Annotated in this window: 16 protein-coding genes and 1 pseudogene; 13 read left to right on the forward strand and 4 right to left on the reverse strand. The window is 46.5% G+C overall.

Features of this window, described 5'->3' with window-relative positions:
• A partial coding sequence (locus D1Z90_RS09665) for an ISAs1 family transposase (RefSeq protein ID WP_119910554.1) occupies positions 1-381 on the reverse strand: 381 nt, incomplete at its 3' end.
• Positions 382-433: 52 nt separating this feature from the next.
• Here D1Z90_RS09665 and D1Z90_RS09670 point away from each other — a divergent pair.
• The 3 genes from D1Z90_RS09670 to D1Z90_RS09680 all read left to right on the forward strand — a co-directional run bounded on the left by D1Z90_RS09670 (position 434) and on the right by D1Z90_RS09680 (position 3,480).
• The gene (locus D1Z90_RS09670) at positions 434-877 is read left to right on the forward strand and encodes a hypothetical protein (protein WP_119910555.1); all 444 of its coding nucleotides are present in this window, start codon (positions 434-436) and stop codon (positions 875-877) included.
• Positions 878-1,234: 357 nt separating this feature from the next.
• Positions 1,235-2,242, forward strand: coding sequence for a CobW family GTP-binding protein (locus tag D1Z90_RS09675; protein ID WP_119910556.1), 1,008 nt, complete (start codon positions 1,235-1,237; stop codon positions 2,240-2,242).
• Between the two features lie 308 nt (positions 2,243-2,550).
• A complete protein-coding gene (locus tag D1Z90_RS09680) occupies positions 2,551-3,480 on the forward strand; it encodes a carbohydrate-binding protein (protein ID WP_119910557.1) in 930 nt (309 codons plus the stop codon).
• A gap of 369 nt (positions 3,481-3,849) precedes the next feature.
• On the opposite strand, the gene D1Z90_RS09685 is transcribed toward D1Z90_RS09680, so the two are convergent.
• The 3 genes from D1Z90_RS09685 to D1Z90_RS09690 all read right to left on the reverse strand — a co-directional run bounded on the left by D1Z90_RS09685 (position 3,850) and on the right by D1Z90_RS09690 (position 6,012).
• A complete protein-coding gene (locus tag D1Z90_RS09685; RefSeq protein ID WP_119910558.1) occupies positions 3,850-5,319 on the reverse strand; it encodes a right-handed parallel beta-helix repeat-containing protein in 1,470 nt (489 codons plus the stop codon).
• A gap of 299 nt (positions 5,320-5,618) precedes the next feature.
• Positions 5,619-5,750, reverse strand: a complete 132-nt coding sequence (locus tag D1Z90_RS21960; protein ID WP_269777035.1) for a hypothetical protein — start codon at positions 5,748-5,750, stop codon at positions 5,619-5,621.
• A gap of 1 nt (position 5,751) precedes the next feature.
• A complete protein-coding gene (locus D1Z90_RS09690) occupies positions 5,752-6,012 on the reverse strand; it encodes a hypothetical protein (RefSeq protein WP_147378753.1) in 261 nt (86 codons plus the stop codon).
• 91 nt (positions 6,013-6,103) lie between these two features.
• On the opposite strand from D1Z90_RS09690, the gene D1Z90_RS09695 reads away from it, so the two are divergent.
• The 10 genes and pseudogenes from D1Z90_RS09695 (at position 6,104) to phnK (ending at position 13,777) form a co-directional block, all read left to right on the forward strand.
• Complete coding sequence (locus D1Z90_RS09695; protein WP_119910560.1) at positions 6,104-6,283, forward strand: hypothetical protein; 180 nt, start codon at positions 6,104-6,106, stop codon at positions 6,281-6,283.
• A 450-nt stretch (positions 6,284-6,733) separates the two neighbouring features.
• Positions 6,734-7,374: pseudogene (locus D1Z90_RS09700) on the forward strand (phosphonate ABC transporter ATP-binding protein).
• 19 nt (positions 7,375-7,393) lie between these two features.
• A complete protein-coding gene (phnD, locus tag D1Z90_RS09705) occupies positions 7,394-8,404 on the forward strand; it encodes a phosphonate ABC transporter substrate-binding protein (RefSeq protein ID WP_119910561.1) in 1,011 nt (336 codons plus the stop codon).
• Positions 8,405-8,465: 61 nt separating this feature from the next.
• Complete coding sequence (gene phnE / locus D1Z90_RS09710) at positions 8,466-9,257, forward strand: phosphonate ABC transporter, permease protein PhnE (protein WP_119910562.1); 792 nt, start codon at positions 8,466-8,468, stop codon at positions 9,255-9,257.
• 9 nt (positions 9,258-9,266) lie between these two features.
• Complete coding sequence (phnF, locus tag D1Z90_RS09715) at positions 9,267-9,959, forward strand: phosphonate metabolism transcriptional regulator PhnF (protein ID WP_119910563.1); 693 nt, start codon at positions 9,267-9,269, stop codon at positions 9,957-9,959.
• Between the two features lies 1 nt (position 9,960).
• Complete coding sequence (gene phnG / locus D1Z90_RS09720) at positions 9,961-10,410, forward strand: phosphonate C-P lyase system protein PhnG (RefSeq protein WP_198419102.1); 450 nt, start codon at positions 9,961-9,963, stop codon at positions 10,408-10,410.
• The gene (phnH, locus tag D1Z90_RS09725; RefSeq protein WP_119910564.1) at positions 10,411-11,004 is read left to right on the forward strand and encodes a phosphonate C-P lyase system protein PhnH; all 594 of its coding nucleotides are present in this window, start codon (positions 10,411-10,413) and stop codon (positions 11,002-11,004) included. It abuts the gene before it with no gap.
• Positions 11,004-12,119, forward strand: coding sequence for a carbon-phosphorus lyase complex subunit (locus D1Z90_RS09730; protein WP_119910565.1), 1,116 nt, complete (start codon positions 11,004-11,006; stop codon positions 12,117-12,119). Before phnH ends, D1Z90_RS09730 begins: the two co-directional genes overlap by 1 nt.
• Complete coding sequence (locus D1Z90_RS09735; protein WP_119910566.1) at positions 12,112-12,996, forward strand: alpha-D-ribose 1-methylphosphonate 5-phosphate C-P-lyase PhnJ; 885 nt, start codon at positions 12,112-12,114, stop codon at positions 12,994-12,996. The genes D1Z90_RS09730 and D1Z90_RS09735 overlap by 8 nt, the downstream gene beginning before the upstream one ends.
• A complete protein-coding gene (gene phnK / locus D1Z90_RS09740; protein ID WP_119910567.1) occupies positions 12,980-13,777 on the forward strand; it encodes a phosphonate C-P lyase system protein PhnK in 798 nt (265 codons plus the stop codon). The genes D1Z90_RS09735 and phnK overlap by 17 nt, the downstream gene beginning before the upstream one ends.
• The last annotated feature ends 1 nt before the right edge of the window (position 13,778 follow it).

The following is a 13,778-nucleotide window of genomic DNA, read 5'->3' on the forward strand; positions in this document are numbered from 1 at the left end:
GGCGGTGACCAGTTGTAGTGCGGTTTTTGGGTCGGAGCGGTAAGAGCCGCGAAGCACTTTGCCATCGAAAGCAATAACGGGTTTACACTGATTCTGTCTTTGCTCATTTATCCATAATGCCAGAGCTTCGAGTAAAGATTCGGCGACGACTGAACGCAATATTCTCGCGATAGTGTGTCGACGAGGGATACCATGAGTGAATGGGCGATATTTTCTCAACCATTCAAGCTTGTGTTCGCCATATGTTTCAATGTCTTGCCATCCCTCACTACCAGCACAGATGGCGCTAATAACGAGGAAAACAATATCAATTAAATCATGCTTTTGGTTGATGTCTGAACGAGTATCTTCGACAACAGAAAGGTGTTCTATCAGGCTCAAAATTCGTATCGATTTACGGGTTTGAGCCTATTAGATCATATTCGTTGAAAAAGTGCGATCCCGCCCTGACCAACAAGATGGTTCAGTACAAATTATTCAACATAAAATACCTGGTGCACCTGATGTTAATTGGCAGCTTAATGTGAAAGGCGTAGGTGAATTTACCAATGGCCGTTACGCGCAATTAAAGAGCACTGGCTTTGCTAGCATCAACAATAAAACGAGCGAAGGTCGTTGTACCATCACGGCTCAAAATATTGCACCTATTAACCTATTTAATGGCCAACCGAGTAAAACGAACTTCTACAGTGACTATTTTGCTCTAAATAACACTATTACTAGCCATAGTGGCGATGAGTTAGTGATCGGTTTTACATGTTCAAATAGCGGCGGCTCTACCAGCGTAATTAAACGTTGGGATATCAGCGTAATTAAACGTTGGGATATCAACGGCAAAGATATTCTGTTAATCGAAAGTACGGTTATAAGCAACTAACTTTTTTGTAATAAAACAAGGGAAGTCTACTTCCCTTGTTTTATTTGTCACTTTTTAATTTTTCTCTCGGCCACTTCTTCTTTTAAAATGTCACGGAGCTCCTCCGTAAGCTATCCACATGTCAGCTATCCACATGTCAGCTATCATAGCTGATTTTACGCCGCCTAGGTTGAGTGCGCCCATATAATTTTGCCGCTCGCACCCGCTACGCTATTTACTTCAGGCTTAAAAACAGAATCCGTTATATTATAACAATTAATTTGTTATGCTTTATGCCTTCTAGGATACGCTCACTTAAGCGTGCCTAACCGTATACATTGGCGCCCAATGCCAACAATGACAGAGAAGTAACGCAACATGCATGGAACTGAGAAATTAACCGCAGTAGCGACCAACATTATTACCGGTTTCTTAGGCGTTGGAAAAACGTCTACCATTATCCAGTTAATGAAACACAAACCTCAGCACGAACGCTGGGCAATTTTGGTGAATGAATTTGGTGAAATAGGCATTGATGGCAGCCTAATGCAAGGGCAACCTTACAGTGACCAGCAAGTATATATTCGTGAGGTGCCTGGCGGCTGTATGTGCTGCGCAGCGGGGGTACCTATGCAGGTGGCCTTAAACCAACTGTTAGCCAAAGCCAAACCAGACAGATTATTGATTGAGCCAACCGGGCTTGGCCACCCAAAAGAAGTGCTGCAAGTGCTTAGCTCTGACCATTACCGCGAGGTGTTAGATTTACATAAAACCGTCACCTTGGTCGATGCCCGCAAGCTGTCTGATGAAAGGTATACCAATCATGCCACCTTTAATCAGCAAATTGCCATTGCCGACACAGTCATTGGCAATAAAACCGACTTATACCAAAGTGAAGATAAGCAACGCTTACAAGATTACGTACATGAACACGGCCAGCCAAGTGCAGAAGTCATTTTTTGCCAATATGGCGAAATTTCGCCAGATATTTTAACTGGCCGCTCAGGTGTAAGCTTACCTGCGGCAAACCATCACCACCACCATGGCCATAACCACAGTAAAACACTTGCTGCTGAAGCTGACATTCCTGCCTGTGGCTATATTAAAGCCGAGAATCAGGGTGAAGGTTTCCACAGTATTGGCTGGCGTTTTGCGGCCAATAAAGTGTTTAGCCGTGAAAGTTTATCCTTACTGCTCACTGGGCTTGCAGCAGAGCGCGTTAAAGCGGTATTTGTGACTGACGAAGGGGTCGTTGGCTATAACCTCACAGCAGATACCTTGACCGAAATACCATTAACACAAACCGATGAAAGCCGTCTTGAGTGTATTGCCGAGCAGCTCGATCCGGCTCTTGAAGCTCAATTATTGGCCTGTTTGGTTGAATAACAAGGTTTATTTCTTTGCGGCATTTGCAATACAGCTGCCGGTATTGCAAATGCTGGCATTCTGTAGTTTCTTTGCTTGGCAACAATTCAAAACAGTCCACACTTAAGCCTGTATGAGACCCTCCCCCCTTGTTGCTTGCCACTTCAGTTAGCTATATTAGCGATACTCCTCAGTTATTTACCTATAAAAACTAGGGTTATTTCGCAAATTTTGCATCTACAGTTTTGTTGATATTTTCTATACCTATAATTGATTGGCAAGCAAGGTCATTACGCTTGTTATTATTCATATGTGTTTAAGGAAAAACCATGAAACTCTCTCTCTCAATGAGCTTATTAGCAGGGCTCGTTACAGCTCATGCCAATGCAACTTGCATGCTCAATCCTGCTTCACCTGTCAATAACGACAATGCATTTTTGCTAGTGGAACAGCCAGCGATAAATGTATCCGCACCACCATGGCAAGCAAACGCTATTTATCACAAAGGTGATCAAGTCAGCTACCAGCAAACGGTCTATCAAGCACGCTGGTGGACACAAAATGAAACACCTGGGCCAACATGGGTAAGCTGGCAAACTCTGATTCAAATGAATCAAACCTGGTCCCCAAATTCAGCTTATCAACAAGGTGACAGCGTGCTTTACCAGGGACATATTTACCTTGCGGAGTATTGGAACCAAGACCAAAAGCCAGTGCAATCCGGCGCTTGGCGTCTTAACCCAGGCACTGAGAAGCTATTAAATACTCAATTTGTTCGCTCCGGTTATAGTTGCGCCAGGCCACCTTCTGATTTTGATGGCTATTACTGGGAAAGCAATGGTCTAAATGCGCTTAATATGGCAGATGAAGTAACCAATGAAGTACTATTTGATTACGTTATTATTGAACATGATGAAACGGTCACCGTAAGGTCTTTTGATGCTAGGATCCAAGACCAAACGTGCAGCGGCCAAGATGCTTGTAATGCCTTGCTTGGTGGAGTGTTCCACGAGGTTGAATACCTCACGGGATATTCTTATACCTACCAACAAAGCCACGGTACTTTAGAGCCAACTCCAGTACCCACGCCGCCCAGCCCTGACTCCAAAGCTTCACCTCCACCAGCCAACACAAATAGCGGGCAGCGTAATAAGATGGCGGAGCAATTAGCACCAAGCAAATCCAATACAAACAACATGCCAACTGTGGTGGTTAAATATTGTAACCAAGCGCACATCTGCCGGCCTATTGATTTATAAAACGAGTGACGGTCAAACATGCCAAACGTGAGGGTAATGCTCTCTATTAACCATTATCGATTGAGTCATAAAACCCACTCAGTTAACGGTACGCTTTTAACCGGGTTTAATAGATAAAAAACGATTTAAAACCGAATGACGGCACTGGTTGGCAAGGCGAACCACTGCAGTTTGGGATTTATGCGGGTGGTTTTTTGACTGGCCAATAAGCCATGCTTTTCAGTATTAGTACCTTAGTAAGCTTATCCGTTACCAAGGTGTAATGATGAAAAAGCGAGAGCATGAAGACGAGTCATAAACCTACTTGACTCGTCTTTTTAAAACTAATACTCACCATGACTGATACAAGATGCCAAGGTTATCAAAGCGCTATCGTTCATCAGCACCAATATCTATGCCGTTGACAGGACGCTGCTGGCCATCAATGTCATGCCACAATCCTTCAATATAAATGCCTTGATCCACGACAGATTCAATCTCTTGACGAAGGTGTAAATCTCCGACTTTATAATCCACAAACCAACCTGCCTGAGCTTCGGTAATATTGGCCTCAAGCTCGGCTTGGCCACCGTTTCTTTGTCGAATCAGGCCGTTAGTCAAATTGTTTACGATGACGTTATTGATTGACCGTTCAAACCTATATTCAATCGCATTAACGTAATCACTGTCTAACCACACCGTATTGTTATATACCTGCGTATCACTGGCATGGGCTAAATAGATGCCGACATCTTTATTGGTCACAATAAAATTATTGCGGATAATACCGTGCTGATGGCCACTACTGTCTAAACCAAGCATGATTCCTCTGTCACACTGCACTATGATATTATTTTCAATCAAACTACCAACAGACTCTGACCAGAAATGAATGGCGCCTTCTGTCAAAGCAGGATTGGATCCTGGTTGGGGATTGTTATTGTGAATATTGCGAAATAGATTCCCTCTTATTACCCAATGGTGAGCGCGATGCGCATCAATACCACCGGTATACCAGCCAAACGCTTGGCCTGTCGAGAATTCAAAAATATTATTTTCTATGTGGCCAAAATCTGCCGAAATGTCAGGAGTATCACCATTACTTGAAACTTTTATCAGCTGCTCCTCAGCATCGACGACCTTGCTATTCGTTAAGCGAAAATGGTCAGCGTTTTGTTCTCCTTGAATTTGCACCACATGCCATTGTACAAAGCCAGATGGTCGGCCCCGCGCGCCCCCCATCGTCACACCGTCAATGGTGAAATGGCTAGCTCTGACCAAAAACATATTGTAATTATCTGGCCCCCAAATACGGACCTTGTCACGGTCTCCCGATTGACTTCTGAGGGTAATGTGTTCAGTGTCTATTACTTGAGTGCGATTTAACTGATAGTCGCCGTCTTGCAGTAACAAGGTTGTGTGGCCACCTAGTTGTTTCGCAGTGACGAAACCTTGGTGAAGTTCATTATTATTGGCCACCGTAATAATGGTTTTTTCAGTCTCAATAAACTCAGCGGTTAAGTTAAGTGGTCGGTCTACGACTAAGGGACTTACGATTTCTTCGGCGCCGCTCCAACCAATAAAGTGATAACCTGGGTTTACCTCAACTTTAACATACACTTGCTCGCCGGCTTGATAGTACTCTTGGTGCGGAATGAGCGTTACTGAGCCACCTGAAGTTGGCGCCAAGTGTATATTAATTTTAAACCCTTCTCCGTCAGACTCACTTGGCCCCCCAGAGGGGAACGGAGCTGATGTTGGCCCTGTAACAGGTAATGATGTTTCGCTATCGCTGGTATTACCATTACCACCACAAGCGCTAAGAAACAATGCTCCACTCAGTACCCATACCCATTTCATTTAATATTTCCTACATGCGTTTTTACATCAGTTTGCCAATTCTAATAACACTTGAGCAGTCATTAATTGCCACACCGTGATACACCTCATATTAAACATGTTTCATATTGTGATTATCTTGTGCTGTGGACAAAACCAGTGAGTGGAAGGTTCACTAGGGTTGAAAGTGCTGACACTTTCGGTATCCTAGCTAGAAATACTTTACAAAACAGCAAGTAAGGCGTGGCAAATCGAAGGTTATTTTGCTTGCTGGCCAAAGCGAATAGCTTCTGTGCCAAATGTTGAGCATGCGGCACCACTTATTCGGCCACGAAGGCGCGTTTAACGAGACGGTGATGTCGAATAAGTTTAAGCAGCTGCTGCGCTTGTTCATCATCGTTTTTCAGTGGTCGAAAGCGGTCATCTTCCGATAAGTCGACGATGTTTGCCACACTAAACGTAGCCGGTGGCTTGCGTTATTGTATTCTTGCTACCACTGAGCAGCATCTTTGTGCTCTCCTGCTTGGCATGGTATTGCCAAGCCATAAAAAACGCATCAAGTGCATAATCGGGATCCCGCGCCGCTTTATTGATGAAATCAAACAATCGCGCTTTTTTCTGTTCATAACAAACACGCGCTAACGCGCAATTGGCTTTTGTTTGTTCAGTTGCACCACCGACGTTGCTCATTCCGGCACCAAGTACGGTATGCACAGGCTGCATACTTATCATGCAAGCAAGTCATTAGCACATATTGCTCGGCATAAGTATTATCTGCGCACACTTTCAACGCAGGTTATTCATCATGTACGAATTAGCACTTATTGTTTCTTTGCTCACTCCTAACGGTACTTTGACCCAAGAGCTTGAAATTGAAAATATGCAGTTTCACACCGTCAGTCAGTGCCAACAAGCCGCTGAAAAGGTGATTGCCGCTAACCCTGAGAAACTACAAGGTGCTTTGGTGCAGTGTGAACTGGATTAAACCTTCACCTGGCTACTTTAACCGCAAATAACAAACATGAAGGAAACTCGCTCAACGGATGAGCATTTTTGGCGCTGTAATATAGTTTTGGCTACCCACCAACCTCATTCAACCCATCGCTTACTAAACACAAAAACAGCTTGCCGCTAGCATAATGCTTTCGCCACCTCCTCAGGCTAAATACCGCCTCTATTGAACATTTTTTTGCTTTTATCAAGGCAAACATTTCTTATTGATATTTTTATAGGCTGTCATTGAGACTCCATCAAAGCGTCACTCAACTGACATGTCTAGATAAGTGAACTGTCATATTCACTGGCTAATTTAACATCAACGCGAACAAGGAGTCGTAAGATGAGTCAGCCAATGATTGCAGCGAAAAACCTCAACAAACATTTTGACCAACACCATGTGTTACAAGATATCGGCTTCTCGGTCGACGCCGGTGAAATGGTCGCACTATTGGGGCCTTCAGGCTCAGGAAAGTCAACCTTGCTGCGCCATCTCAATGGCTTAATGTCGGCAGATAAAAGCCAAGCTTCAGAGGTTCGGTTAATCGGGTTACCAGTGCAAAAAAATGGCCGCTTTGGCGCCAAGGTCCGTCAATGCCGCAGTCAAGCGGGTTATATTTTCCAGCAATTTAACTTGGTTTCGCGTCTAAGCGTTTTACAAAATGTATTAATTGGCGCGCTTAACCACACCCCTTTGTGGCGCAGCAAAGAGTCTCAACATTATCCGGTGGCCAGCAACAACGTGTGGCGATTGCCCGCGCATTAATGCAGCAGGCTAAGGTGATCCTTGCCGATGAGCCAATTGCTTCGCTGGATCCAGAGTCATCGCGAGTGGTGATGGACTTACTGCAAACCATTAATCAGCAAGAAGGCATTACCGTGCTCGTGAGCTTGCATCAAGTCGATTACGCCACCCAGTATTGCCCGCGCGTTATCGCGCTAAAACAAGGCAAAGTCTTTTACGACGGTGCCAGCGCCGCGCTAACAGAGCATACCTTATCGCAACTTTATTCTACCTCAACAGCGGAAAAGGAGTCGGTCACTTGTACTCCCGCTTCGCTGCTGGCTCAAACCGCTTAACCACGACAAGGAAAACAACATGTTAACAGCAATTAAACACACGGTTGTCGCCACCGCCTTTTTGGCAAGTGCGGCCACAAGCACCTTCGCCATGGCAAATGAAAAAGCCATGGATACCTTGAATTTCGGCATCATCTCTACCGAATCACAACAAAACTTAAAAACCACTTGGCAACCATTTTTGCAAGCGATGGAACAAAAAACAGGTTACAAAGTGAAAGCGTTTTTTGCGCCCGATTATGCCGGCATCATTCAAGGCATGCGCTTTAATAAAGTAGACGTGGCGTGGTATGGCAATAAGTCTGCAATGGAAGCGATCGATCGCGCCGGCGGTGAAATTTTTGCTCAAACCGTGGATGTTACAGGCAACCCAGGCTATTGGAGCGTTTTAGTCACCCACAAAGACAGCGCGTTGAATAACCTGCAAGACGTGTTAGATAAGCGCCAACAACTGGTATTTGGTAATGGCGATCCTAATTCGACTTCCGGATTTTTGGTACCATCTTATTACGTTTTTGCGAAAAACAATGTCGCAGTATCAGATTTCAAACGTTCATTAAACGCCAGCCACGAAGCCAATGCACTGGCTGCTGCCGCTAAACAAGTAGATGTGGCCACAGGCAATACCGAAAACATGGACCGTTTAAAGCAAACAGCACCTGACAAACATGCCCAACTAAAAGTGATTTGGAAATCGCCTTTGATCCCATCAGACCCCATTGTATGGCGTAAAAATTTACCTGCTAAGGTAAAAAACAAAGTGTACGACTTTTTCATGGAGTACGGTTCCAACCAAGATCCAAAAGAGTTAGCCATTTTAGAAGCGCTGCAATGGGCCCCGTTTAAAGCTTCAAGTGATTTACAGCTTCTGCCAATACGTCAATTGGTCTTGTTTAAGAACAAGCTGAAGATTGAGCAAAACACGGCTCTTAAAGCAGAAGAAAAAGCCCAGCAATTGGCGCGCATTGAAGAGCAGCTTAAAGCGTTAAGCCGCCAACAAAATGCTTTATTGGCCATGGCTCAGCAATAAGCCAGTGGGCCAATATCCGCAAGGATATTGGCCCCAAGATAAGTTTGATTAAGGCTTAGATATGGAATCTCACACCCCGTCAGACGCACTTTTTGTAAAGTCGTCCCATTGGCTTAATTTGGTCACTTGGCTATTGGTCATTATGTTGTTGTCTTGGTCTTGGCAAGGAGCAGAGATTGCGCCTTTGCAGTTGATGCAAGATGCCGGCAACATGGTTGAACTTGGCGCCGATTTTTTCCCTCCCGATTTTACCCAGCTCGATTACTACCTCGAAGAAATGCTCATTACCCTGCACATTGCTTTATGGGGCACATTATTCGCCATTGTTGTGTCTGTGCCATTAGGGTTAATGTGCGCCGAAAACATGGTTCCCCCTTGGGTTTACCAGCCCATGAGAAGGCTCATGGATGCCGCCAGAGCGATTAACGAAATGGTGTTCGCCATGTTGTTTGTGGTTACCGTTGGTCTAGGGCCGTTTGCCGGTGTGATGGCGCTGTTTATTCACACCACGGGAGTCTTGGCCAAGTTATTTTCTGAAGCGGTAGAGGCCATAGATCCTGGCCAAGTAGAGGGCGTGCGCGCCACCGGCGCCAATAAAATAGAAGAGATCATCTACGGCGTTTTGCCCCAAGTCATGCCTTTGTGGATATCGTTTTCTTTGTATCGGTTTGAGTCTAACGTGCGCTCTGCCACTGTGGTTGGCATGGTTGGCGCAGGTGGCATCGGCGTGATTTTATGGGAAAGTATTCGCGGTTTTATGTTTACCCAAACTTGCGCCGTCATGATCATCATCATCGCCACCGTCAGTTTGCTCGACTTCGTTTCCCAGCGCATTCGCAAACGCTTTATTTAGGACTAGGTCATGGCTCGATATCAAGAAATAGCCTTAAGTTTAGAAGCGGCGATTGGCCAGACTTACCAACCTGGCCAGTATTTACCGCCAGAGCAGCACCTTGCCAGTGAATACCGGGTTAATCGCCACACCTTACGACGTGCCATTGACGAGCTAGTGAGCAAAGGTTGGCTTATGCGCCAACAAGGCAAGGGAGTATTGGTGTTAAATCAACCCGTACGTTATCCCCTGCACTCTGGAGCCAAATTCTCCGACAACGTCGCCAATATTGGTGCCAGTCCCACCACTCGCCTATTAGCGAAACAACAAGTCTTGGCGAGCGCTGAAGTCAGCCGCGCCCTTGAGTTAGCTCCAGGCACCAAAATATGGCGACTGAAAACCCTTAGGTTTATTGATGAGGTGGCGGTGAGTGTGGTGTTGCATCACTTTGTGCCGAGTTCACACGATAATATTTTACGTCAATATCGCAGTGGCTCTGTGCATCATTTTCTGGCTCAACAGGGCGCGTTAGCGTTGCAGCGTCAGCGTACTTTAATTAGCGCTCAAATGGCCACTGAAGATGAGTGTTTATGTTTGCAAATGCCTTGTTCAGCCCCTTTGCTGCGTTTGTTTACCACCAATGTCGACGATAAAAAAAAACCATTTGAATGCTCGATTGCGCTGATCCGCGCTGAGTTCGTTGAATTAACTATGGAGCACTGAGATGTCCATTGATATTGCTGCTCGCCAACAGTGGCTAGCGACGTTAGCCCACAGCCGCAGTGAAGATTTGTTGCGCTTTTGGCAACAGCTTGAAATAGATCCTGAATGTGAAGTGATACGCCAACCAGAAGTGGGGCTAACGCGCTTACAAGGCCGCATGGGCGGTACCGGTGACGTTTTTAATTTTGCCGACACCACAGTTACAAGAACCGTCATACGTTTAGCAGATGGCACCTTAGGTTATGGCTTTATCCAAGGACGCGACAAGCACAAAGCCATGTTGGTTGCGATTGCCGACGCATTATTACAACAAACGGAGTTTCATCTACGGCTGCAAACCCATTTGATCCAACCATTAGCCGAACTTCAGCAATTAGCTAAAGCCAATACGGCAAAAGAGATGGCCAGCAGCAAAGTCGACTTTTTCACATTGGTCAGAGGAGAAGATTAAATGCAGGCCATCACATCAGGCTTCGCTCAAGGGGTAGCTGACAGCCAATTTTGCTTTCGTCATATCCTGACAGCGATGAGTGAGCCAGGCACAGTGTGCCAACTTAATAAGCATCCGGGTTTTATGCCATTACATGCCGCCACCAGCCAAGTTTTGCTGACTTTGTGTGACCAAGATACTGGCATTTACCTCAGTGCAAACCTTGCCAATGAAGCTGAGCTAGCGGCACTGACAGATAACCTTGCATTTCATTGCCAAGCCCCATTAGTGGTTGCTGAGCAGGCCGATTTTGCCGTCGTGGATGGCCAAGAAGAGGTGGCCATGTCAAGCTTTAAGGCCGGCACTCATTTATTGCCAGAAACCAATTGTACCTTAGTGATTCAAACCAATGGGTTTCATCACGGGCCGTTATATCGACTAACCGGGCCAGGCATAGAACACCACAAACATGTGCAACTTGGCTACCTGAGCCCAACCATTACCGAGCATTTAATCGCTCCTAAGCAGGCATTCCCCCTCGGCTTAGACCTTATCTTTTGCGCCGGTGAAGACATCATTGCCATTCCCCGAACCACTAAAGTGGAGTTAAGTTAATGTACGTTGCTGTAAAAGGTGGCGAGCAAGCCATTGCTCATGCCCATCAACTTCAAGCCAAACGACGCCGCGGCTCTCCTAAAGTGGCGGAGCTGACTGTTGAACAAATTGCCGAGCAGCTGAGCTTGGCGGTAGAGCGGGTGATGACAGAAGGCGGCATTTACGATCGTGAATTAGCCGCGCTGGCAATCAAACAAGCCAGTGGCGACCAAGTAGAGGCTATTTTCTTACTGCGAGCATACCGCACCACCTTGCCTTTGCTTGGCCAATGCGCTCCGCTTAACACCAGCGAGATGTTGGTTCACAGGCGCATTTCCGCCATCTATAAAGATCTTCCTGGCGGTCAACAACTCGGCCCCACTTATGACTACAGCCATCGCTTGTTGGATTTTACTTTACTGACTCCAGAACAAAAAACCAAGCAGGCTAATCGCAGTCAGCATCATGGTCAAGATGGCAACGCCAACGGCGATGAAAGCCGGCAAACCTTTAGCCGGGTATTTGCTCAGCTGGAGCAACAAGCTTTAGCCAAACCCGAGCAAGACTCAGGAAAAAAACCGGCGGACATTACCGCGCAAGCGGTGCGTTATCCCAGTGATAGGTCAGCGCGATTACAACAGCTTTGCCGCGGTGACGAAGGTTATTTACTCGCCCTGGCTTATTCTACTCAGCGAGGTTATGGCCGAAATCATCCTTTTGCGGGTGAAATCCGCAGTGGTGAAGTGACCTTATGTATGACCCCGCCAGAGCTGGGCTTTAGCATCGAAATTGGCAGTGTATTGGTCACTGAATGCGAGATGGTAAATAGTTTTACTCAAGACGACACCGCTTCACCTCATTTTACTCGGGGCTATGGCTTAGCTTTTGGCATGAGTGAGCGTAAAGCCATGGCCATGGCCATTGTCGATAGAGCGCTACAAGGTAAGCAGTATGGTGAAGCCGTATCTAGCCCCGCACAAGACGAAGAATTTGTATTGTCACACGCCGACAATGTGGCCGCGGCTGGCTTTGTTTCACACTTGAAACTGCCCCACTACGTTGACTTTCAATCAGAACTCGAACTGCTTCGGAAAATGCAGGCCAATCAAGGGGGCGCCAGTGACGAACATGTCTAATTTCAGTGCTTGCCTGGCACAAGCCAAGCAACCCAGCCATTACAATTTTGGCTACCTAGATGAACAAAGCAAACGCATGATCCGCCGCGCTATCATCAAAGGAGTATGTATCCCGGGTTACCAAGTTGCTTTTGGTGGCCGCGAAATGCCAATGCCATATGGCTGGGGCACAGGCGGCATTATGTTAAGCGCAGCAATTCTTGGCCAGCAAGACGTTTTTAAAGTAATTGACCAAGGCGCTGATGACACCACCAATGCGGTCTCTATTCGGGCTTTTTTTCAGCAAATGTGCCAACTAGAAACCACCACTCAAACAGCAAAAGCCAGCGTGATTCAAACCCGGCACCGGATCCCAGAGCAGCCCCTGCGCCATGGCCAAATTATGGTATATCAAGTGCCCATTCCTGAGCCTTTACGCTTTATCGAGCCCAGAGAAACCGAAACTCAAAAAATGCATGGCCTAGAGGAATACGGCGCCATGCACGTGAAACTTTATGAAGACATTGTGCAATATGGCTATATCGCCACCAGTTACGCCTACCCAGTGCGGGTGAATCACAGGTATTTGATGGACCCTTCTCCCATACCCAAGTTTGACAACCCTAAGCTCAATCGCAATCCGGCGTTGATGTTATTTGCTGCGGGTCGTGAAAAGCGCATTTATTGTGTACCACCTTACACCCAAGTGGTGAGTTTGGATTTTGAGGATCACCCGTTTGCAGTGCAGCAGTGGTCGCAGCCCTGCAAATTGTGCGGCAGCCAAGACAGCTTTTTAGACGAGGTGCTACTCGACGATCAAGGCGGGCGGATGTTTGTCTGCTCAGACACCGACTATTGCCAGCGCCAACAGGAAAAACAACATGAATGTTCAGCTTAACCCGGCGCCGGTAACACCGGTTTTACAGGCCACTCAAATCAGTAAACTTTACGGCGAGAACCAAGGCTTTCATTGTTTGGATATCGACCTTTATCCTGGAGAAGTATTAGCAGTGGTGGGTGAGTCTGGCTCCGGCAAAACCACGCTGCTAAAGGCGTTATCAGGACGATTACCACCACAAACAGGACAAGTCATCTACGCCAGTGATGAGCAGGATATCATCAGCCTGTATGACAGCAGTGAAGCAAAACTGCGTCAACTGAGCCGCACTGAATTTGGCATAGTGCATCAACACCCACTTGACGGTTTAAGGCCTTATATTTCTGCTGGCGGCAACATAGGTGAGCCGCTGATGGCCTCAGGCAATCGCCACTTTGGCGATATTCGAGAACAAGCCAGCCAATGGCTCAATGCGGTTGAAATCGACCCTTGCCGCATTGACGATTTACCGATTCATTTCTCTGGCGGCATGCAGCAAAGATTGCAAATTGCGCGAAACCTAGTGACCCATCCCAAAGTAGTGTTTATGGACGAGCCTACCGGCGGCCTTGACGTTTCGGTACAAGCTAAATTACTGGACTTAATTCGCCAATTGGTTAAACGCCTCAACCTGGCCGTTATCATCGTCACCCACGACTTAGCCGTCGCCAGGTTATTAGCTCACAGGATCATGGTGATGCGTCAAGGACAGGTGGTGGAAACCGGCCTTACCGACCGCGTATTAGATGATCCACAACACGCCTATACCCAACTTTTAGTGGCTTCGGTATTACAGCAATAGT

The organism is Motilimonas pumila (assembly GCF_003596335.1).
GTDB classification, from domain to species: domain Bacteria; phylum Pseudomonadota; class Gammaproteobacteria; order Enterobacterales; family CBDFNC01; genus Motilimonas; species Motilimonas pumila.